19 protein-coding genes are annotated in these 20,857 nt (G+C 52.4%); 15 read left to right on the top strand and 4 right to left on the bottom strand.

From position 1 onward, the window contains the following. The 3 genes from B1748_RS34085 to B1748_RS34075 all read right to left on the bottom strand — a co-directional run. Positions 1-326 (bottom strand): IS110 family transposase (locus B1748_RS34085; RefSeq protein ID WP_143810451.1); only part of this gene is annotated, 326 nt, incomplete at its 3' end. A 648-nt stretch (positions 327-974) separates the two neighbouring features. Beyond that, the gene (locus B1748_RS34080) at positions 975-1,757 is read right to left on the bottom strand and encodes an alpha/beta fold hydrolase (RefSeq protein ID WP_087572429.1); all 783 of its coding nucleotides are present in this window, start codon (positions 1,755-1,757) and stop codon (positions 975-977) included. Next, positions 1,747-2,364 carry a TetR/AcrR family transcriptional regulator gene (locus tag B1748_RS34075; protein WP_179215972.1) on the bottom strand — a complete coding sequence of 206 codons (618 nt, stop codon included), beginning with the start codon at positions 2,362-2,364 and terminating at the stop codon, positions 1,747-1,749. Before B1748_RS34075 ends, B1748_RS34080 begins: the two co-directional genes overlap by 11 nt. A gap of 173 nt (positions 2,365-2,537) precedes the next feature. Between B1748_RS34075 and B1748_RS34070 the strand changes: the two genes are divergently transcribed. Continuing rightward, positions 2,538-3,473 (top strand): putative sporulation protein YtxC, encoded by a 936-nt coding sequence (locus B1748_RS34070; protein WP_087572427.1) that lies wholly within the window; start codon positions 2,538-2,540, stop codon positions 3,471-3,473. An 850-nt stretch (positions 3,474-4,323) separates the two neighbouring features. Here the strand turns inward: B1748_RS34070 and B1748_RS36635 are convergent. Then, positions 4,324-4,596 carry a hypothetical protein gene (locus B1748_RS36635; protein ID WP_143810449.1) on the bottom strand — a complete coding sequence of 91 codons (273 nt, stop codon included), beginning with the start codon at positions 4,594-4,596 and terminating at the stop codon, positions 4,324-4,326. Positions 4,597-4,632: 36 nt separating this feature from the next. Here B1748_RS36635 and thrS point away from each other — a divergent pair, with 36 nt between their 5' ends. From thrS to glnA, 14 genes are all read left to right on the top strand, one after another. After that, the gene (gene thrS, locus B1748_RS34060) at positions 4,633-6,567 is read left to right on the top strand and encodes a threonine--tRNA ligase (protein ID WP_087572425.1); all 1,935 of its coding nucleotides are present in this window, start codon (positions 4,633-4,635) and stop codon (positions 6,565-6,567) included. A gap of 66 nt (positions 6,568-6,633) precedes the next feature. Next, positions 6,634-7,155: a 3D domain-containing protein gene (locus B1748_RS34055; protein ID WP_087572424.1), complete on the top strand. Its 522-nt coding sequence runs from the start codon at positions 6,634-6,636 to the stop codon at positions 7,153-7,155. Between the two features lie 58 nt (positions 7,156-7,213). After that, complete coding sequence (locus tag B1748_RS37120) at positions 7,214-7,381, top strand: hypothetical protein (RefSeq protein WP_179215971.1); 168 nt, start codon at positions 7,214-7,216, stop codon at positions 7,379-7,381. Positions 7,382-7,549: 168 nt separating this feature from the next. Further along, positions 7,550-8,932 (top strand): methyl-accepting chemotaxis protein, encoded by a 1,383-nt coding sequence (locus tag B1748_RS34050; protein ID WP_087572423.1) that lies wholly within the window; start codon positions 7,550-7,552, stop codon positions 8,930-8,932. A 223-nt stretch (positions 8,933-9,155) separates the two neighbouring features. Continuing rightward, positions 9,156-10,217 carry a cell wall-active antibiotics response protein LiaF gene (gene liaF / locus B1748_RS34045; RefSeq protein ID WP_179215970.1) on the top strand — a complete coding sequence of 354 codons (1,062 nt, stop codon included), beginning with the start codon at positions 9,156-9,158 and terminating at the stop codon, positions 10,215-10,217. A 10-nt stretch (positions 10,218-10,227) separates the two neighbouring features. Further along, a complete protein-coding gene (locus tag B1748_RS34040; protein ID WP_087572421.1) occupies positions 10,228-11,262 on the top strand; it encodes a sensor histidine kinase in 1,035 nt (344 codons plus the stop codon). Next, positions 11,259-11,924: a response regulator gene (locus B1748_RS34035; RefSeq protein ID WP_087572420.1), complete on the top strand. Its 666-nt coding sequence runs from the start codon at positions 11,259-11,261 to the stop codon at positions 11,922-11,924. Before B1748_RS34040 ends, B1748_RS34035 begins: the two co-directional genes overlap by 4 nt. A 60-nt stretch (positions 11,925-11,984) precedes the next feature. Then, positions 11,985-12,398 (top strand): YugN family protein, encoded by a 414-nt coding sequence (locus B1748_RS34030; RefSeq protein WP_087572419.1) that lies wholly within the window; start codon positions 11,985-11,987, stop codon positions 12,396-12,398. Between the two features lie 247 nt (positions 12,399-12,645). Beyond that, positions 12,646-14,295, top strand: coding sequence for a trypsin-like peptidase domain-containing protein (locus B1748_RS34025; protein ID WP_087572418.1), 1,650 nt, complete (start codon positions 12,646-12,648; stop codon positions 14,293-14,295). Positions 14,296-14,398: 103 nt separating this feature from the next. Continuing rightward, positions 14,399-15,091 carry a response regulator transcription factor gene (locus B1748_RS34020; RefSeq protein WP_087572432.1) on the top strand — a complete coding sequence of 231 codons (693 nt, stop codon included), beginning with the start codon at positions 14,399-14,401 and terminating at the stop codon, positions 15,089-15,091. 3 nt (positions 15,092-15,094) lie between these two features. Further along, the gene (locus tag B1748_RS34015) at positions 15,095-16,627 is read left to right on the top strand and encodes a sensor histidine kinase (RefSeq protein ID WP_087572417.1); all 1,533 of its coding nucleotides are present in this window, start codon (positions 15,095-15,097) and stop codon (positions 16,625-16,627) included. Positions 16,628-16,681: 54 nt separating this feature from the next. Continuing rightward, positions 16,682-17,671 (top strand): 4-hydroxy-3-methylbut-2-enyl diphosphate reductase, encoded by a 990-nt coding sequence (locus B1748_RS34010; RefSeq protein ID WP_087572416.1) that lies wholly within the window; start codon positions 16,682-16,684, stop codon positions 17,669-17,671. A gap of 399 nt (positions 17,672-18,070) precedes the next feature. After that, positions 18,071-19,132 carry a 3-deoxy-7-phosphoheptulonate synthase gene (aroF, locus tag B1748_RS34005; RefSeq protein WP_087572415.1) on the top strand — a complete coding sequence of 354 codons (1,062 nt, stop codon included), beginning with the start codon at positions 18,071-18,073 and terminating at the stop codon, positions 19,130-19,132. A 233-nt stretch (positions 19,133-19,365) separates the two neighbouring features. Next, positions 19,366-20,790, top strand: coding sequence for a type I glutamate--ammonia ligase (glnA, locus tag B1748_RS34000; RefSeq protein WP_087572414.1), 1,425 nt, complete (start codon positions 19,366-19,368; stop codon positions 20,788-20,790). Positions 20,791-20,857 lie beyond the last annotated feature (67 nt).

Here is a 20,857-nt window from a genome sequence, read left to right as displayed (position 1 = left end):
CAGGCATCCGATTCATCGGTTTTTACTTTGCGCAAGCCCGTTCTTCTAGCTCGCTGCGCCTGCAAAGGATTTACCAGGATGACTTCAAAGGCTTCACGCTGTAAATACTGAACAAGCACACGATGATAATGTCCCGTAGGCTCAAGAATGATTTGCGGCTTAAAGCCGCTCTGCTGCTCTAATTCAATAAGCAAGGACTTGAGTCGCTCAAATCCTTTAGGCGTATGCAAAATGGTTTCTGCTCGTCCCACGGGTCGGTTACGTTTTAAAAAACACTGCACGACAGACTTTCCCTTTGCTACATCAATTCCAATAACAGGTTTCATCCAGTTCTCCTTTCAAAAAAATTAGCCGGTCATTCCCACAATGGTTCCAACTCCACAGCTTCGCTTGTGATACGAGGTCAACGCCTCAACCAGCTCAATCGTGATGGTCGGTGGTAGTAGGAGAACAGTTTTGTGTACGGGGTTGTCCCCCAGGGGCTGTCACGTTCTCCCGGCTACCGCCATCATAGAATGACCATAAAGAATAGGCCAACCAGTAATATCTGGCTGACCTAATAATACGAACGGGGCTGTCCAATAAGTCTCCAAAATAAAAAGTTGGGCGGAAAAATCTTCCGTCCAACTTTTTTGTGTACCTGCTTTTTCAGGAAAGTGGCGAGTCGGATGCCTGCCACTTACCATTAAACCAAAACGGGGCGTCCGGCATTCCGATTTCACTGACTTTTTGGATAGCCATTATTCCAGGTGCCGGCCTGTTTGGTTGATTGTGTATGAATTTTCATACACGTTTGGCCAGACGCCGGCCTATTTGGTTGATTGTGTATGCATTTTCATACACACGTACCCCGGTGAAACTACTTTTGTTGATTTTTATATTCAAGCCTACTCATATTTTTGAGCCATAAGGACAACGGGGCTACCTTAAAAGTTCACATCTCGGACAAGCCCTTTGTGTGCTTGGATATTTCATTAGACTTGCGTTAGCCGCATCATAAACTCTTCGATGTGACGATTGACGGCTTCGGGATTATCCCGATTCGTCAGATGGTGGGCGTTCGGAATCGAATGAAAGACGGCCCTGCGTATGTGCTCCCGCAAATAAGGCTGCTGCCTGCCGACCATGTTGTCATGCTCTCCATGCAGAATCAATGTCAGGCAAGCTACTCGATGAAGATCGTCCCTGCTTTCCATGCGCAAATTGCCGCTCCAATGCCGCAGGAATCCATCCTTCGTCATCTTGCCGAAAGACTCAAGCACGAAGTCGCGATTGGATGGATTATGGCTAGACATGGCGCTTGCCGTCCATTTCGCCGTTTGTCCGAAGGGGAGGTAACGAAGAGAAAACTGGCTGAACGGAGCGGCATATCGTTCGAAACGGTTAAATGTATTGGTGAATGGCGTACCGATGAGAATAAGTCCCTGCACGTAATCCGGATATCGTACGGCTGTTTGCAGCGAAATATGTCCGCCCATGGATAAGCCGCACAGGACGGCGGATCGGAGCTCCAGGTGATCAAGCAGTCCCTTTAGGTCCCGGCTGAAATCCTCCGGGTCGACCTCTCCAGGCGGCAAGCCGGAGTCGCCATGGCCGCGCACATCCCAGACAATCGTCTGATAGCGGGACGATAAGGCCGCTACTTGAGGCTCCCATTGCTTGCGATACATGGAGTGCCCATGCGTGAACACGATCGGCGTCCCTGTGCCTGCCACTTCGTAATAGATATCGGTACCGTTAATGCGGCTAACGGGCATGCGGATCCTCCTTTCCGGTGGGAGCGGCAGCGGGTGTGGACTTCAGCACCACAGCGAAACATTCTTCCACCCAATTTTTAAGCGGCTGCGTATCGTCGTTAAGTCTAATCAAGAGCGAGCCCGCAATAGCCGATTGCAAAACTCTTGCCAGCGCCTCCGGATTATCCGATCGCAATTCGCCGCGATCCAACGCTTGACCGATAAAATATTGGACCGTCTCGTCGATAATCCGCAGCCTCCGCCTCGAACGGTCCAGCAGTTCGGGATCCGACACGCTTTCAATATAGACGGATGTCAAGTTAGCGAGCATGACGGGATCGTCCACTTTCATGACGGCGTCCTCGAACATCGTTCGCAGCGACTGAAGGCTGCCGTTCCGCGAATGGCGTAATTCGGCGAACTTTGCAGACATCCCTTCATTAACGGCCTCGAGATAAAACAAGATCATTGATTTTTTGGATCCGAATCGCTTGGAAAGCGCTGCTGGGGAAATCTCGATTTCCTTGGCGATATTGTCAAGCGTCAGCTTGGCGTACCCATACTTGCCTAAAGCGGAGTATATGCCTCCCAGTATTCGTTCGTCGCTATATTCGCGTGGTCTCGCCATCGATGTTTCACCTCGTTCATTAATAAGTGGTTGATCACTTACTAATGAATATAACAAAATATTAGTCCGAATGCCAATCAAGATTTGCGATTGATCCAGGCTGCCAATCTCTTCTTTGTATATACGGACTCTCGGGACCATATACTGTAACGGAAGGAAAGGGGTGAGCGCGAATGGACTTGTTCACAGTGGCATTGCCGGCAAGTCTGCATAATTCCGCCGAGCGGTTGCTGGACTTGATGACGGAGCATACGAACGATGAATTACATAATTACACGGAAGCAGATCCTGCGTCGGGAGGAATTGCCCGATATGAGCTGGATGAAGGCATTATTACCTGCCGGGCTGTGCTGCCTGCGTTTCAATTAAAGCTGCACGGACAATTCGTCTACAGATCCGCCTCTCGGGCCATTGCGGATTACATTATCGAGCAGTTGGAGCCTGCTATGCTCTCGGACATTATAGGACACAAGCATCGCAACAATCCAGCCATGGACACGGCCATCATCGAACGGTATTGCCATGAGCTCCTGCAAGGGAAAGATTGGGACGGGCTCGGCGGAAAGTTTCACGAAGCCGACAGACTGCGCCGGAGAGGCAAAATAGCGGAGGAACTGGAGCTTTATTTGCAGGATCAGACGCTGCTTCAACTTCAGGGCTTCACGACGTTCCGATTGCATGCGTATCGTACGGAGCTGGCCGAGATCGCGGAATACGCTCTGGACGAATATGTGCTCGACAAACAATATCAGGAGTTTATCTCGCTTCTGAAGTATTTTGTCCAGATGCAGGACTCCAAAGTGCCGCTTGTTCATCTGCTGCATAAGGGCGGTCACGATTTCTCGATGTACGACGAAAGCTTTCGGACGCTGGAACATAAGCCGCCGGCCGACCGCATCGTCGCTGAGATGCTGGAGACCGAGATGAACATCGAGGACATGGTGATCAGCTCGCTTATCTCCGTGTCTCCCAAAAAGATTACGGTCCATACGAGGCATCCGGAGCTGCAGGTCATCCGCACGATCGAGACGATCTTCGACGGCAAGGTCAACGTATGCGTGCAATGTTCTTCCTGCGCCAGCACCCTCGACGAATGGATCCAGCCTTAAAAGGATGTTTAAAAAGTCCGCTTTCCATGACGAAGCATCTCGAGAAGCGTATTCGACGTCGAATATTGAACTCAGCCGAACCTTCCGGTGCTCACATAGCGCTGCTATGCTCCGCTCCTCAGTTTCTAGCTTCGTCCAATCTTATCGGTCCTGAAAACCAGACTTTTTAAACTTCGATTTGAATTGTCCGCTTTCCATGACGAAGCAATTCAAAGAAGCGTATTCGACGTCGAATATTGAACTCAGCCGAACCTTCCGGTGCTCACATAGCGCTGCTATGCTCCGCTCCTCAGTTTCTAGCTTCGTCCAATCTTATCGGTCCTGAAAACCAGACTTTTTAAACTTCGATTTGAATTGTCCGCTTTCCATGACGAAGCAATTCAAAGAAGCGTATTCGACGTCGAATATTGAACTCAGCCGAACCTTCCGGTGCTCACATAGCGCTGCTATGCTCCGCTCCTCAGTTTCTAGCTTCGTCCAATCTTATCGGTCCTGAAAACCAGACTTTTTAAACTTCGATTTGAATTGTCCGCTTTCCATGACGAAGCAATTCAAAGAAGCGTATTCGACGTCGAATATTGAACTCAGCCGAACCTTCCGGTGCTCACATAGCGCTGCTATGCTCCGCTCCTCAGTTTCTAGCTTCGTCCAATCTTCTCGGTCCTGAAAACCGGACTTTTTAAACTTCCATTTGAATTGTCCGCTTTCCATGACGAAGTAATTCAAAGAAGCGTATTCGACGTCGAATATTACTTCGATTTGAATTGTCCGCTTGACCGGGACCGACTGCACGTTCTATAATGACGACATATAGTTACGTCTAACAGCGACGACAGATGACAAGTATCCGTCATGGCGCCTGTGCAGAGAGAGAAGCCCTGGGCTGCAAGCTTCTTCCTGACGCGGTCGGATATACCCCATCTATAGCTGTACGGTTGAACCGCCCTTGTGGCCAGTAAGCCGTACCGGACATCTCCGTTACCAGATCATACGAGGACTGTCCGTCCGCCTGCATCTTGCAGCGCGGAGCCGAATGGTCGAAGTAGGGTGGAACCACGAGCGCAAGCACTCGTCCCTTATGCGGGATGCGGTGCTTTTTTTGTGCGCGTCGGCGTACTGCCATGCTTGATACCTATCAGAATCCGGAAGGAAGTTGAACATGAGCATTAAAGTAACGTTCCCGGACGGGGCCGTGCGCGAATACGAAGCAGGCTCCTCCATCGAAGACATCGCGGGCTCCATTAGCCCTGGACTGAAGAAAAACGCCGTAGCCGGCAAGCTCGACGGCAAAGTCGTCGACATCTATACGAAGTTGGAGCAGGATGCTGCGATTGAGATCGTGACGCTTGACGGCGCGGACGGCCTTGAAGTGTACCGTCACAGCACGGCGCATCTCCTGGCGCAAGCGTTAAAGCGCATCTACGGCGAGAAAGCCGTGAAGCTTGGCATCGGACCGGTGATCGAGGACGGCTTCTACTACGATATCGACATGGAGCAGACTCTGTCGTCGGAGGATCTGGCTGGTATCGAGAAGGAAATGAACAAAATCGCAAACGAAAACCTGGATATCCGCCGCCGTGTCGTCAGCCGCGAGGAAGCGCTGGCGATCTTTACAAAACTGGAAGATAATCTGAAGCTGGAACTGATCCGCGACTTGCCGGAGGAGGCCGAGATTACGCTGTATGATCAGGGCGAATTTTTCGACTTGTGCCGTGGTCCGCACCTGCCGTCTACAGGACGCATCAAGGCGTTCAAGCTGCTGAGCATCGCAGGCGCTTACTGGCGCGGCGACTCCAAGAACAAGATGCTGCAGCGTATCTACGGAACGGCGTTCCCTAAGAAAGCTCAGCTTGACGAGCATCTCCATTTCCTGGAGGAAGCGAAAAAACGCGATCACCGCAAGCTGGGCCGCGAGTTGAAGATGTTCACGTTTTCTCGCGAAGTAGGTCAAGGCTTGCCGCTGTGGCTACCTAATGGCGCCAAGGTACGCAGAACGATGGAGCGGTATATCGTCGATCTCGAGGAAAGCTTGGGCTACCAGCATGTGTACACGCCTGTCCTTGCCAACGTGGAATTGTACAAGATCTCCGGTCACTGGGAGCACTACAGCGAGGACATGTTCCCGCTGATGGCGCTGGACAACGAGGAACTGGTCCTTCGCCCTATGAACTGTCCGCATCATATGATGGTCTTTAAAAGCGACATGCGCAGCTACCGCGATCTGCCGATCCGGATCGCCGAGATGGGCACGATGCATCGCTACGAGATGTCGGGCGCTTTGACTGGCCTGCACCGCGTTCGCGCGATGACGCTTAACGACGCCCACATCTTCTGCAGACCCGACCAAATCAAGGAAGAGTTCGCGCGCGTTGTCGGTTTGATCCGCAAGGTGTACGAGGACTTCGGCATCAAAGAATACCGCTTCCGTCTCTCTTACCGCGATCCTCAAGATACCGAGAAGTACTTCCAGAACGACGAAATGTGGGAGATGTCTCAGCGTATGCTGCGCGAGGTAGTAGAAGAGCTTGAGCTTCCGTTCTTTGAGGCGGAAGGCGAAGCGGCGTTTTATGGTCCGAAGCTTGACGTTCAGATCAAGACGGCGCTGGGCAAGGAAGAGACGCTGTCCACGGCGCAGCTGGACTTCCTGCTGCCTGAGCGGTTCGAGCTGGAATACGTCGGCGATGACGGCAAGAAACACCGTCCGGTCGTTATTCACCGGGGCATTATCAGTACGATGGAGCGTATGACAGCGTTCCTGCTCGAGAACTTCGCTGGCGCGCTGCCGCTTTGGCTGTCGCCTGTTCAAGCGAAGGTGATCCCGGTATCGCAGGCTTACGAGGCGTATGCGCGCAAGGTGGAAGAACAGCTTCAACTTGGCGGCATTCGCGTCGAAAGCGATCTGCGCAACGAGAAGCTGGGCTACAAAATTCGGGAAGCGCAGCTGGAGAAAATTCCTTATATGCTCGTTGTAGGCGATAACGAAATGCAAGCCGAAGCCGTATCGGTGCGGAAACGCGGAGAAGGCGATATCGGGTCGATGCCGACATCTGAGCTCGTCGCTTTGCTAAAAGGACAAATTTCGTCCAAGGAGTAACCAAACATTAGCGAATAAAGCTTGTGCCATTGGGGCAATCTTACCTCTGAGGAGGAAAGTATCCCGATGGCTACAAGCTTTTTGTTATGGTTAAGATGGGCTCGCAGGAGCGTTCTCGTATGGCTTGCCGTCGTTGTTGTCTGGTCCTCAACCATTGCTGCTCTACCGGCAAGCGCGGCGCCGGCCGAGATCGAAGTGGTTGCGACAGGCTACACGGCAGGCGTGGAATCGACGGGCAAACGTCCGGGACACCCCGGCTATGGCATCACATATTCAGGCGTGAAGGTGCGAAGGGACCAGGTATCTACCATCGCGGCGGATCCCAAACTGTTCCCGATTGGCACGCTGCTTTATATTCCGGGCTACGGCTACGGCGTCGTGGCGGATACGGGCTCGGCAATCAAGGGCAAGCGTATCGATCTGTATTTCGAGACCATCAAGGAAGTGTACGAACAGTGGGGGAAGCGGAGTGTCAGCGTACAGGTGCTGAGACGGGGCAATGGCAAGTTGACGGAGTCCTGGCTGCACAGCATCAATCAAGCCGTTCAAGTCGGCAAGCCGATTCCGCAAGCGTATTTGGAGTCTTAACGACTGCATAGTTTGCGGTGGCGAAGCCATACTAAACTTGGACGGGGAGGTGAATACAATGGCTAAAAACAAAAACAATAATGCCGCTCAAGGTCAAGGTCAAGTTCAAAACAATCAGTTCGATGCTGAATTCGCTGAAGAGTTAAATCAGGCTAAAGCTGCCAACAGCAAAGCAGCAAACCAAAAAGTAAATCAACAAAATCAGCAAAATCAACAAAACCAATAACATGCGATAGGCCGTTACCGGCCGCGCACATGATGAAAGAAACGAAAGAGGAGCCCCTGCGGCGCCTCTTTTTTCTTTTCAATTGTCGAAAACAGGGATATAATGTAGGGAAATCTTACATCGGTTAATTCTCTATCCAATAATTCGACGAAAGCGCGGTGAAGAAGGATGCGAACGGCAAGCTGGTTCACCAAGGGTTCAACCGTTAACTCCCAAGACGCCAAGCAGGACCAAATGAAAATATTGCTCCATGAATCGGTAGTCATATCCGATCAACTGACGGCAGCGGTTGACGAGGTAGACGGCGCAATCGATCAACTAACGTCTATTGCCGACGCTTCGCAATCGCAGGAGCAAAAGCTCAGATTATCCAGTTCCGTCGCGATGAGCAGGATTGAGGAGGCGTTCACCTCCTTGCAGGAGGTCGCTTCCGCAGCAGGGCAGATCAGCGGCGCTTCCTTGCATCTAAACGAAAAGAGCAAGGAGACGAAGGAAGTTGTGCTGGACGTTTGCCGCTCGTTGCTTGACACCGATGAAGCCATGAATGAACTTAAGCGACAAAATGCAACGATGGGGCAACATATCCTGGAGCTTATTCAGCATACGTCACAGATTAACGAGATCAATGCCCTCATACACGAGATCGTGTCCCAGACCTCCCTGCTAGCCCTTAACGCCTCCATCGAAGCCGCTCATGCCGGGGAGTACGGCAGAGGTTTCTCGGTTGTTGCCTCACAGATCAAGAAGCTGGCCGAACAAAGCGCGGATGCCGTCAAACGGTCCACCGGCATGGTGGAGCAGATCGAAGGCGGGGTCAAGCAGGTCGTCGAAGCCGTCGACCGCGAGAAGCAGTCCGTGGAGCGCAGCGTCTCGGAGATGGCTGTCAACAAGCAGCGGATGGACGCCATCTTTATGAAGATTACGGAAGTGGACGAGCTGGTTAGCCGAACAGCCACCGCCAGCAGCGAGCAGACCATACATATGAACGGCTCTACCGCAATGCTTAAGGACGTTGTGAACTCCGTCAATGAAACGATTAACAGCGTCGACGAGACGCTGGCGCTTGCGAACAAACAGCGAGAGCAGGTGCGCAAGCTCGATCGGGTGAGGGTAAATCTCGGCCGCTCTTCCGCCGCCCTGTCGACAGCCGTGGAAAGGATCGGTATCAAGCGCTCCGGGAGCACGGAAGCTGTTAATATATCGGGCGTACAGCAATGGCTAAGCGGTGCGGCGGCGGATCCGGAGCTCGCCGCGCTGGACGAAGCAGCGCATGAACGCAAGCTGACCGCGATGCTGGCTTCGCGAACAGACGTCGAGGCCATCTGGTCCAACCGCGGGGATGGCTCCTTTATTTTCTCGCTTCCTGAGGCTGGACTGCTTAACGCGAAAAACAGAGAATGGTGGAGGCGGGCGATAGCCGGTCAGCCGTTCCATTCCGAAGTTTATGTCTCCGCTATATCCAAGCAGTTGTGCGTGACGGTAGCCGTGCCGATCCGCGATGGCAGCGGACAAGTTGTCGGCGTGATCGGCGCGGATATGTCGGTCCGGTAGCTATAACTCATCTAACTCAAGCTTCATTTATTGCAGCCGCCGAAGCCTATGTGCTCCGGCGGCTGTCTCCCCGTATAACGGTTCTTTCCCATTGTGTGACAGTCCCTCGGTCTGGAGACGGAGATGAAATTCAACCGGTCGTCCCTACTTGATCGTCGGAGGATACGTTATACTGGGTTTACAAATGATTAAACTATGTTACATGCATAAGGAGTTGTGCGGAATGAACGGTAATTTCGCCGGCCGGCTGTTTACCGGCTTGATCGTAGTTGCGGTTGGATTGTTCTTCCTGCTTCGCCAACTGGGGGTAGCCCCTTTCGAGAGTATTAGTATAGGCGAGCTGTTTTCTACTTATTGGCCTTGCATCTTGATGTATTTCGGGGTGGCCCAACTGCTTAGCGGCCGCTTCCACGGAGGCTCCGGCTGGTGGGGGGCGGTCATGCTGCTCATCGGATTCGTCTTCCTGGGCAACAACCTGCAATGGTTCACTTGGTCGATTGGCGACATTGTGCCGTTCCTGGTTCCCATCATCGTCATCATCGTAGGTTTCCGTATGATCTGGAAGCCGGAAAAGCCGAAGCGGAAGGCTCCTCCCGAGAGCGACTGGACCTCTTTTCGTCCATACGGCAAAAATCCGGAGGATGTCCCGCCTGCGCCCCCGCTGCATCCCGATCCAACGGTCGTTCCCCCGCCCAAAGCGGAGGAGAAGGGATTTCGTCCGTCGGAAGATCAGAGTGTTCCGCACCATGGCGAGCATGCTCGCGAGCAACGCGCTTCGGGCTGCTATCGCGATGGCGAGCGTCATAGCCAATACGACGGATATGACAATAAGAAGGGCAGAAAGAAGGATTGCTGGAATCAAGGACAGCGGGATCATGTGGAGTGGTGGAATCACAGCGACCCCAATGTGATGAATCGATCCGGTTTCATCGGCGACATCCATATGGGCCAGGATTATTGGGAGCTCAAGCCGCTCAATATTTCCCACTTTATCGGCGACACGGTACTGGATCTGACGAAGGCTGATATTCCTTACGGCGAGACGAAAGTCAACATTTCTTCCTTTATCGGCGATGTAAAGGTATACGTGCCCAATGATTACGAGCTTGGCATTCAGGTTGTCTCCTCTGCATTCATCGGTGACGTAAAGGTGCTTGGACAGAAGGAAGGCGGCTTGTTCACGAACGTGAACGTGAAATCCCCTAAATATTCCGAGTCGGACAAAAAGATTAAGCTGGTCGTCAGCACTTTCATCGGCGATACCCGCGTTATTAAGGTGGGGTGACGACAACGAGATGATGGTTCGATTTTTGCGAAGCGGGAAGTGGGAGCTGGTCGGCATGTTCGTCCTGGCTTCCTCCGTTTCGTTGCTGGCGGCTGTTCTATTCTGGAATCTCATGGGAGATTATTTTGGTCATGCGGAGCTGAAGATCGGGGCAATCATCATCGTCATTCTTGTGAGCGCTGCGTTTGGCTATTGGGCCGCGCAGCGCTTCGGCGGGCGTCTGGATATATTATTCCTCGCGATCAAGCAAGCGGTCAACGGCAATTACGAGGTTCGCATACCCGAAAATGGATCGAACTCCTTCGTCCAACTGTACAGAGAGTTTAATGAACTTTCCAAAAATATGGAAGAAAAGATGAAGCTGCTTCAACAGCTTGGCGAAGAAAAGGTATTGACGGAATCGGCTTCCAACGAGGCGGCCGTATTGGAAGAGCGGAAGCGGATGGCGCGAGATCTTCACGATACGGTCAGCCAGCAGCTGTTTGCCATCCATATGTGCGCCTCCTCTCTGCCCAAGCTGTTGGAGGCGGATGCTGCGCGGGCGGCGTCCGTGCTGGAGCAATTGATCGAGATGTCTAATCTTGCCCAGAAGCAGATGCGCAACTTCATCGCTCAGCTTCGCCCTATGGAGCTGGAAGGCAAGACGCTGCAAGAGGCGCTCGATAAGTGGTTTCCCGACTATTGCAGGCAGAACAAGCTGCAAGGCTTGCTGGAATGGAGGCTCAACGATCAGCTTAGCGAGGCGAAGGAGCATCAGTTGTTCCTTATTGTGCAAGAAGCGATGGCCAATGTCGTCAAACATGCCAAGGCGAATAATTGCACATTGACGCTAAGCGATACGGAGCGGCAGGTCGTCATGATGTTATCCGACGACGGCGCCGGCTTTAAGGCGGATGAAGTAAGGCGAGGCTCTTACGGCCTCTCTACTATGCAAGAACGTGCGCAGAAGCTCGGCGGAGCGGCGGAAATCATCAGCAAGCTGGGAAGCGGAACAAGAGTCCGGGTTACGATACCGAAAATATACCGAGGTGAGCAAATTCGATGAGCGCGGCGGAAAACATTAAAGTTATGATTGTAGACGACCACGATATGGTTCGAATCGGCCTTCGCACGTATTTGATGCTGGAGCCGAAGTTTGAAGTGATTGCTGAGGCGGGAAGCGGCGTTGGGGCTATTAACCAGCTCAAGAGCATGAGCGAAGAAGATCGCCCTCATATTATTTTAATGGACCTCATGATGCCGGAGATGGATGGAATAGAAGCGACTAGGAGCATTATGGCGACTTACCCTTCTATGAAGATCGTCATGCTTACCAGCTTCCTGGAGGATGACAAGGTATATGGAGCCATCGAAGCGGGAGCGGTCAGTTATGTGCTCAAAACGGTATCCGCCGAAGAGCTGATCTACGCCATTAACGGAGCGTTTAAAGGAATGCCGGTCATGACCGCGGACGTCTCCCAGGCGCTGACAAGAGGACTTCGCCAACGCAATGCGCAGACTGGCGACGAGGAGCTGACGGAGCGCGAAAAAGAAGTGCTGCTTCTTATAGCGGATGGGCAATCCAACAAGGAGATTGCAGAAGAGCTTCATATCAGCATCAAGACGGTGAAAACCCATGTCAGCAATCTGCTGATGAAATGCGAGCTGGAGGATCGGACGCAGCTTGCCGTCCTCGCCCATCGCAAAGGCTGGGCCAAAAACACATAACGGCAAGCATGCTTGGACATACTACCCACAAGCAGGAACCAAATGATGGAGGGTAATGTCATGATACCAATCTCTTCCACCGTAGAAGGCCAGGAGAAAAAATTTACGGAAATTCAGGCGCTGCTTACGGATAGACAATTTACGCTCGGCGGCAACTGGGACTACGATCATGGCTCGTTCGACCGCGCTCTCGACGGTGAGAATAAGGTCTGGCTGCGAATCCCTTTCCAGGTGATCGATGGAAATATCGACAGCGAGCTGTCGGAGAACAACGCGCAGATACAGTTTCAACAGCCTTACGTCTTGAGGCATCTCTACAATGAAGGCAATGATCCGGAAGCATCCGTACGCGTCGTAGGGGCGGTATTCGACCAATTCCAATCGCCGATCGACCCGGATGCCGATATCGAGCCTCGCTGGGTGGAACGCGGCGAAGCTGTCATGCGCGAGGTGGAGGGCGCTATTCCCTTCTAAAGCAGAGCTCTCTATCGAGTCGATAGGGAGTTTTTTCTATTTCAACCTCGATTACAGGGATTATCCGGGTTAGCGACTATGCTTCCCCTTCGCGAAAACATTAATAATAATGGTTTTTCAAAACGAAAATTATCTAGAATTCAGGTGTTTTTAAGTTTGTTTTAAGGTAGAATGTGCATGATAGAAATAACAAAACGAATATTCATTTTATAACAAGTACCTAGTAACGGGATGGAGGAGAACGACAATGGATGATCAAAACAAAAAAGGGTATGATGAGTTTTTTTCTTCCGACAACCGGGGACGCAGCGATGAGCCCGGCGACACTTATAGCAAAAACGATTCAGACTCGGGGATAGGGGCGGATCGCGGTCCTAAGGTAGAACCGGAGGGCCCCCGCGAATCAAAGCCGGCCTATTATTACTCTTACGGGCCAATGTCTAACGACCCCGGCGCTTCTGATTCTTCTACTCCGGCTTCGTCTTATGATTACGAGCCTAGAGAGAGCGGCGCGGCATCCGATCGTTACGGTTCCGCAACGGATAGCGGGCCAGCTGCGGCACAACCTCCGCAGCCAACGCAGCTCAGGCCGTTCACGCCATCCCATGGCGGAGGCAAGAACGGGTGGCAGGCCAAGAAGGAGAAGAAAACCGGAACCTCGTTCAAGGCGGTGTTCGCTTCCTTCCTCGCGGGTGTCATTTTGGTCGGAGGCTTGATGTATACGGCCGACGTCCGCAATTGGTTTACGTCGAACGAGGTGGTGACGACACAGACGGAGAGCAACGGCGCGAGCCAGTCCGCCCAGGCAGGAGCAGGCTCGGGACTTTCCACTGCTGCTGCTCGCCCCGACAATATCGCGCAATTGTTCGAGACGGCGAGTCCGGCGGTCGTGAAAATCGAGACGTTCACGAAAGTGCAATCGCGCGGAGGCGGCGGCAGTCTGCTGGACGATCCGTTCTTCCGTCAGTTCTTCGGCGACAACTACACGTCGCCGCAGCAAAAGGAGGAGCAGAACGGACAAGACAGCCAGATGCAGCAGACGGGCATCGGTACGGGTTTCTTCTTCGAATCAACGGGGTACATTCTCACGAATCAGCATGTAATCGGCGAGTCGGATGAAATTCGGGTTACGGTGCAAGGTTACGACAAGCCGTTTACGGCGAAGCTGCTAGGCTCCAGCTATGATCTGGATCTTGCCGTCATTAAAGTTGAAGGCGACAAAGCGTTTCCTACGCTGCCGATGGGCAGTTCCGACGACATCAACATCGGCGATTGGGTCGTGGCGATCGGCAATCCCTACGGCTTCGATCATACGGTAACGGTAGGCGTGCTTAGTGCCAAGGAAAGACCAATCGACATTCAAGACCAGCAGGGCGAACGCAATTACAAACACTTGCTCCAGACGGATGCATCGATCAACCCCGGCAACTCCGGCGGTCCGCTGCTCAACGTAAAGGGCGAGGTTATCGGCATCAATACGGCCGTCAGCTCGCAGGCGCAAGGCATCGGCTTCGCGATTCCGACAAGCACGATCAATGAAGTGTTGGATAACCTGAAAAACAATACGGAAATTCCGAAGGAGCCGGTTCCTTTCATCGGCGCCGAGCTTAGGGACATGACGGAAGACTATGCAAAACAACTGGGGATCGAGGAGTCGGAAGGTTCGCTGGTCCAAAGCGTCTATTACAATTCTCCGGCTTATCTCGGCGATCTGAAGCAATATGATTTGATCGTGGGCGTTGAAGGTAAGAAATATGCGACGACTACCTCGCTCATCGAAGAGATTAAGAAACGCGAGGTTGGCGAGAAGGTTCAGTTCAATATTATCCGCCAAGGCCAGAAGATGGATCTCGAGATTACGATTGGCGATAAAAACAAGTTCGGAGTTACGCAGTAATCCACGGCAGCAACGATGGTTTGAATGGCAGGCAAGAAGCGCAGAGAGTCAGAACTCTGCGTTTTTTGCTGCAAACGCGCGTTAGGAAGGGAGCTGGAGTATGATGCGATCTCATATTATGGTTGTGGATGACGACGAAAGAATTATATCAATGCTGCGCAGAAGCCTGGCATTCGAAGGATATGAGGTCACGACGGCGGCAAATGGCGCCGAAGGGCTAAAGACGTTGCTCGGCATCGATCCGGATCTGCTAATACTGGATGTAATGATGCCGCAGATTGACGGCTGGGAAGTTTGTCGGCGAGTGCGGGAGGGCGGCAGCGCCGTGCCGATTCTGATGTTGACCGCCAAGGATGATATTACGGATCGGGTGAAGGGGCTGGACATCGGGGCCGACGATTACCTCGTGAAGCCGTTCGCTCTGGAGGAACTGCTTGCGCGGGTACGTGCGTTGCTTCGCAGAAAGTCCGACAAGCTGGAGGATACCGGCAGCCGACTCAGCTTCGAGGATCTCGTGCTCGACATGGACGCGCGCGAGGCTATTCGAGGCGGCCGGCGGATTGAACTGACCAGCAAGGAATACGACTTGCTGTTGTTTTTTATGCAGAATCCGCGCAGGGTGCTGACGAGAGATGCCATCATGGAGAAAATATGGGGCTTCGACTTCAGCGGCGAATCTAACGTGTTGGAGGTTTATATCGCGATGCTTCGCCAGAAGGTGGAGGAAGGCGGAGGGAAACGAATTATCCAAACCGTTCGGGGCACGGGCTACGTGCTGAGGGGAGAGGCGGGATAACGCATGTCCATTCGGCTTCGCCTGACATTATGGTATTCGGGACTTCTGGCGGCGACGCTGCTTGTGTTCGGAATCAGCTTGTATGTGTTCATGAATTGGAATACTTACGCGGACGTGAAGAGTCAGTTGAAGTCGACGGCGGAAAGACTTGGCGTTCACGGAACGGTTACGCAAGGGAGATTGTCTTTGGATTTGAACTATCAATCTATATCAGAATTGCCTAGCATTTTAGAGAAAAGTATGTACCTGCAGCTTGTGAACTATGAGGAAGGCGTAATTACCGGTTCAAGCAATCTGAGACAGCTAGGCAATGTATCTATTCCTTATCCAGAGGTCCAATCCAGTCCGCAGGACGGGTTTGTGGTGACTCATGTAACGATTGGAAAGAATAAGTATAAAATGATTACTTATCAAAAGACATTGGAGAAAGGTAAGCTACTTGGGCTACTTCAAGTAGGAGCCTTCACCTTCAACGAAGACAAACAAATGAGCGGGTTGCGCACGATTTTGATCTTTCTGTCCGTTGCCGTCGTGCTAATCGCCTTCACCGTAGGTCTGCTTATCGCCAGACAGGCGCTGAGGCCGATCGAACGGGTCATTACGGCCACTCGCCAGATCGAGAAGGGCTCCGACCTAAGCGTCCGGATACCGGAAGGCGGCCCTCAGGATGAGATCGGAACGCTGGTAGATACGCTTAATAAAATGTTATCCCGTCTGGAGCGGGCTTACAACGAGCTTGACGACGCCTATAAAGTGCAGCGCCGGTTCGTATCCGATGCGTCGCATGAGCTGCGAACGCCGCTGACGACGATTCGCGGCAATATCGACCTGCTGGAGAAGATGTGGAGCCAGGCGAAGCTGGAGAGCGGCAGCGGAGCCGAGGCAGCTTCTGCACTACCGCTTTCGTCGGAGCACTTCGGCATCTCTACCGAGGCCATATCGGACATCTCTGCGGAGACTAAGCGCATGAGCACGCTCGTTAATGATCTGCTCGCGCTGGCAAGAGCGGATGCAGGTTATGTCATGGAAAAGGAATTGCTGCAGTTGAGAGCGCTGACCGAGGATGTCGCTCGCCGTGCAGCCTTATTGCCTCGCAATGCGGAGTGGAAGGTCGGCGATCTGTCGAAGCTGGATCATGTCGCCGTATACGGAAATCACGATTATGTTCAGCAACTGCTGTTTATATTTATCGAGAATGCATTTAAGTATACGCCGTCCGGCCATGTGGAGCTGAGCTCGGTACGGAGAGAGGGACATGTGGGCTGGATGGTTCGCGATACCGGCATCGGGATGAATCCGGATGAGATACCGCATATCTTCGATCGTTTCTATCGTGCAGACGAATCTCGCGGGGTGACGGTCGGCACGGGTCTGGGTCTGTCGATCGCCAAGTGGATTCTCGATGAGCATGGCGGATCCGTTGAAGTCACCACTTTGGAGCAGGCCGGCACAACGTTTATCATTTGGCTGCCGATAGACTTTTCCCCAAGGTCTAATTCGTCTATAATGGGGGGAACGGACCTTGATGAGGATTAACCTCAGAAACTAGTGAACGGTTGGCCAGAGGGGTCCGCAGAAAGCAGGTGCAGCATGGAAATTGTGAAAATCTCGCCTCGCGGCTATTGTTACGGCGTCGTCGACGCGATGGTCATCGCCTTGCAGACGGTCAAAAATTTGGAAATGCCCAGACCCATCTATATTCTTGGCATGATCGTGCATAATGCGCATGTAACGGAAGCATTCGAGCGGGAGGGCGTCATCACCCTTGACGGCGCGAACCGACTGGAAATATTGGAGAAGATCGAGGAAGGAACCGTCATCTTTACGGCGCACGGAGTCTCTCCCGAAGTACGCGAGCGCGCGAGAGCGAAAGGGCTGACCGTAGTGGACGCGACATGTCCCGACGTAACCAGGACCCATGATTTGATTCGCGCGAAGACGGCGGAAGGTTATCATATTATTTATATCGGCAAGAAGGGCCATCCCGAGCCGGAGGGCGCCATCGGCGTCGCGCCGGATCTTGTCCATCTCATCGAACGCGAAGAAGAGATCGAATCGTTGGCAGTGCCCGAAGGAAAAGTCATTATTACGAACCAGACGACGATGTCGCAATGGGATATTCGCCATATTATGAAGAGGCTGCAGGAGAAGTATCCCCATGCAGAGATCCATAACGAGATTTGCCTTGCTACTCAGGTTCGGCAGGAAGCGGTGGCCGGACAGGCGGGCGAAGCCCAGCTATGCATCGTCGTCGGCGATCCGCGCAGCAACAACTCCAACCGTCTTGCGCAAGTGTCGGAGGAGATCGCGGGCGTCAAGGCCTATCGCGTATCGGACGTCAGCGAGATCAAGCGCGAATGGCTGGACGGCCTGGATCGAGTAGCCGTTACTTCGGGAGCGTCCACGCCGACTCCGATTACGAAGGAAGTGATCGCTTATTTGGAGCAGTTCGATTACCGCGATCCTTCCACGTGGGAGATTAACAGGACGGTGAATATGAACAAGCTGCTTCCGAACGTGCGCGTCAAGTCGAGTAACGAAAGCGGCGGCAGCCCGGAATCCGCTTCAGTGGCGAAATAACGGGATGTGGAGAGGCGGCGAGGGCACTACGGTGTCGCTTGCCGCTTTCTTTGCTAAAATAAAGATTTACGACAGGGGTTGACGAAACGTCGTCCCATCCTGTATATTTACTTTAGCGATTAAAAGCATAAAAGCTTAAAAGCCTAAAAGCTTTTAAGTGCGAAAGCGTTAAGTTAGTTTCATGGATGGTTTATAAAAATTAAAATGAGATTCAAAAATTTTGGTTTTCAGCACCGAGAAGGTTGGATGAAGCTAGAAACTGAGTATCGGAGCGTAGCAGCGCTACGTGAGAAACGGAAGGTTCGGCTGAATTCAAGATTCGATGTCGGATATGCTTCATGAAAAACTTCGTGATGGAAATCGGAATTTTTGAATTTCCTCTAAAAAGGAGAGATGGCGATGATAGTTATTACTAGGAACAGCGTATCGGACGAAAGAATAGGTGAGATCGTTCGTTATATCGAAAATACAGGCGTTCAGGCTCATGTATCCAAAGGGACGGATCGGACGGTTATCGGAATCATCGGCAATGCGATGCCTACGCTTGCAGAGCATCTGCGCTCCATGCAGGGCGTAGAGAACGTCATCAAAATTTCCAAGTCGTATAAGCTGGCTAGCCGTGACTTCCATCCGGACGATACGGTCATCGATATTAAAGGCGTCAAGATCGGCGGCAGCAATCTTGTCATTATGGGCGGTCCGTGCGCGGTGGAGTCGCCGGAGCAGATCGACGAGATCGCAAGATTGGTCAAGGCCGCAGGCGGCCAAGTACTGCGGGGCGGCGCCTTCAAGCCCAGAACAGGGCCATACAGCTTCCAGGGCGTTGGCGTAGAAGGGCTCATCATGATGGCTGAGGCGGGCAAGAAACACGGTCTCCTGACGATCACGGAGGTCATGACGCCGGAATACGTGGACATCTGCGCAGAATACGCCGACATCCTGCAGGTTGGCACGCGCAATATGCAAAACTTCGATCTGCTTCGCAAGCTGGGCACGATTCAGACGCCGGTGCTGCTCAAGCGGGGCTTCAGCTCCACGTACGACGAGTTCCTGAACGCGGCGGAATACATTCTTGCCGGCGGCAATCCTAACGTCATGTTGTGCGAGCGGGGAATCCGAACGTTTGAGACATACACCCGCAACACGCTGGATCTGTCCGCAATCCCTGTCTTGCAATCGCTTAGCCATCTTCCCGTCATTTCCGACCCGAGCCACGGCACGGGCCGACGCGAATTGGTAGAGCCGATGTCCAAAGCCTCCGTTGCCGCGGGAGCGAACGGGCTTATTATCGAGATGCACACGGATCCCGATAACTCCATGACGGGCGATGGCGTTCAGTCGCTGTTCCCGGATCAATTCGCGAAGCTGTTAAAGGAGCTGGAGCAACTGGCTCCCCTTGTGGGCAAAGAGTTCGCAACGGATAAAGCTCCCGCAGACGCTTTTGTAGAATGGATTAAATAGAAGGATTCGGAACGTATGGCAGAGATGGCCATGCGTTCTTTTTTTGCATTTAAAAGCCGTTTTGTGAACAGAAATTTAAACTTGTGAGTATTCCTCACATTGCGATAAAAAATACCTGACATAAGTATTGACGGAGAGAAAAGGTAGTTTTATAATTACGACATGGTTTGGAGCGATTGTTGAACGTTCGTCTTTAAAACACAAGTTAATGTTCGGAAATGGAGGAAGTTTAGATGTCAGTTCAAAAGGTTTTGGATCAAATTAAAGAAAATAACATCCAGTTTGTCGATTTCCGCTTTATCAGCCTTGCCGGTGGCGCGCATCATATTACGTTGCCTTCTACAGAGGTGGACGCAGATACGTTCGTAAACGGCGTAGCTTTCGACGGTTCCTCGATCCCTGGTTTTCGCGGTATCGAAGAATCCGATATGGTTATGATGCCTGACCCGGAATCCGTATTTGTTGATCCATTCACGAGCCATCCAACTTTGAATGTAATGTGCGATATCTACACTCCAGACGGCAAGCGTTATGAGCGCGATCCGCGCAGCATCGCTCAGAAAGCTGAAGAATACCTGCAAACAACGGGTATCGGTACAACAGCATTCTTCGCGCCTGAATCCGAATTTTTTATCTTCGACGATGTACGTTACGAAAGCTCGATGAACACTTCCTTCTTCTCGGTTGATTCCGAGGAAGGGGCTTGGAACACGGCACGCAAAGAAGAGGGCGGCAACCTGGGCTTCAAGATTCCTGTTAAAGGCGGTTACGTTCCTGTCGCACCAGTGGACTCCCAGCAAGATATCCGCAGCGAGATGGTTCGCCTGATGCAAGAAACGGGTCTTCGCGTTGAGCGTCATCACCACGAAGTTGCTACTGCCGGCCAAGCCGAGATCAACTTCCGCTTCGATACGCTGACCAAAACAGCAGACAACCTGATGAAATACAAATATATCGTTCACAACGTAGCCCGCCAGTGGGGCAAAGTGGCAACATTCATGCCGAAACCGCTGTTCGGCGACAACGGCAGCGGCATGCACGTTCATACGTCGATCTTCAACGGCGACGAGCCGCTGTTCTACGACAACAAAGAATATGCAAACCTGAGCAAGCTCGCCATGAGCTACATCGCAGGTGTTTTGTACCACGCTCCGGCTCTGATCGCCATTACGAACCCGAGCACGAACTCCTTCAAACGTCTGGTTCCCGGTTATGAAGCGCCGGTTAACCTGGTATTCTCCAAAGGAAACCGTTCCGCGGCCGTTCGTATCCCGATTGCTGCGGTAACGCCTAAAGGCTGCCGTATCGAGTTCCGTACGCCGGACTCCACGGCCAATCCATACCTCGCGTTTGCGGCTATGCTGCTTGCCGGTTTGGACGGCATCAAAAAAGGCCTTGACCCGGTTGCTCTGGGCTACGGACCATTTGACAAAAATATTTACGATCTGCCAGAAGCAGAGAAAAAAGAAATCCGCAGCGTTCCGGGCACATTGGACGAAGCGCTTGACGCGCTTGAAGCCGATTCCGGCTTCCTGACAGAAAGCGGCGTATTCTCCCAAGACTTCATCGACAACTACGTTGCATTAAAACGCGCAGAAGCAAAATCCGTATCTATTCGCGTTCATCCACACGAGTACAGCCTGTACTTCGGCTGCTAATATTCGCAACACCAAAAACGAGCCCGAGCGGGCTCGTTTTTTGGTGTTAGGTTTTGTGCAAATCCGA

The organism is Paenibacillus sp. MY03, from assembly GCF_002165585.1.
In the GTDB taxonomy this organism is placed as follows: domain Bacteria; phylum Bacillota; class Bacilli; order Paenibacillales; family Paenibacillaceae; genus Pristimantibacillus; species Pristimantibacillus agaridevorans.
This window is presented reverse-complemented; position numbering and strand designations above follow the sequence as displayed.

Excerpts from the sequence above, each read along its gene's own strand:
- B1748_RS37120 (WP_179215971.1), top strand. The coding sequence starts at position 7,214 with ATGGCTAAAAACAAAAACAATAATGCCGCTCAAGGTCAAGGTCAAGTT.
- B1748_RS34050 (WP_087572423.1), top strand. The coding sequence starts at position 7,550 with ATGCGAACGGCAAGCTGGTTCACCAAGGGTTCAACCGTTAACTCCCAA.
- B1748_RS34020 (WP_087572432.1), top strand. The coding sequence starts at position 14,399 with ATGCGATCTCATATTATGGTTGTGGATGACGACGAAAGAATTATATCA.
- B1748_RS34075 (WP_179215972.1), bottom strand. The coding sequence starts at position 2,364 with ATGGCGAGACCACGCGAATATAGCGACGAACGAATACTGGGAGGCATA.
- B1748_RS34080 (WP_087572429.1), bottom strand. The coding sequence starts at position 1,757 with ATGCCCGTTAGCCGCATTAACGGTACCGATATCTATTACGAAGTGGCA.
- glnA (WP_087572414.1), top strand. The coding sequence starts at position 19,366 with ATGTCAGTTCAAAAGGTTTTGGATCAAATTAAAGAAAATAACATCCAG.
- B1748_RS34015 (WP_087572417.1), top strand. The coding sequence starts at position 15,095 with ATGTCCATTCGGCTTCGCCTGACATTATGGTATTCGGGACTTCTGGCG.
- B1748_RS34010 (WP_087572416.1), top strand. The coding sequence starts at position 16,682 with ATGGAAATTGTGAAAATCTCGCCTCGCGGCTATTGTTACGGCGTCGTC.
- B1748_RS36635 (WP_143810449.1), bottom strand. The coding sequence starts at position 4,596 with ATGGCAGTACGCCGACGCGCACAAAAAAAGCACCGCATCCCGCATAAG.
- B1748_RS34055 (WP_087572424.1), top strand. The coding sequence starts at position 6,634 with ATGGCTACAAGCTTTTTGTTATGGTTAAGATGGGCTCGCAGGAGCGTT.
- B1748_RS34040 (WP_087572421.1), top strand. The coding sequence starts at position 10,228 with ATGATGGTTCGATTTTTGCGAAGCGGGAAGTGGGAGCTGGTCGGCATG.
- B1748_RS34025 (WP_087572418.1), top strand. The coding sequence starts at position 12,646 with ATGGATGATCAAAACAAAAAAGGGTATGATGAGTTTTTTTCTTCCGAC.
- B1748_RS34035 (WP_087572420.1), top strand. The coding sequence starts at position 11,259 with ATGAGCGCGGCGGAAAACATTAAAGTTATGATTGTAGACGACCACGAT.
- B1748_RS34030 (WP_087572419.1), top strand. The coding sequence starts at position 11,985 with ATGATACCAATCTCTTCCACCGTAGAAGGCCAGGAGAAAAAATTTACG.
- liaF (WP_179215970.1), top strand. The coding sequence starts at position 9,156 with ATGAACGGTAATTTCGCCGGCCGGCTGTTTACCGGCTTGATCGTAGTT.
- aroF (WP_087572415.1), top strand. The coding sequence starts at position 18,071 with ATGATAGTTATTACTAGGAACAGCGTATCGGACGAAAGAATAGGTGAG.
- thrS (WP_087572425.1), top strand. The coding sequence starts at position 4,633 with ATGAGCATTAAAGTAACGTTCCCGGACGGGGCCGTGCGCGAATACGAA.
- B1748_RS34070 (WP_087572427.1), top strand. The coding sequence starts at position 2,538 with ATGGACTTGTTCACAGTGGCATTGCCGGCAAGTCTGCATAATTCCGCC.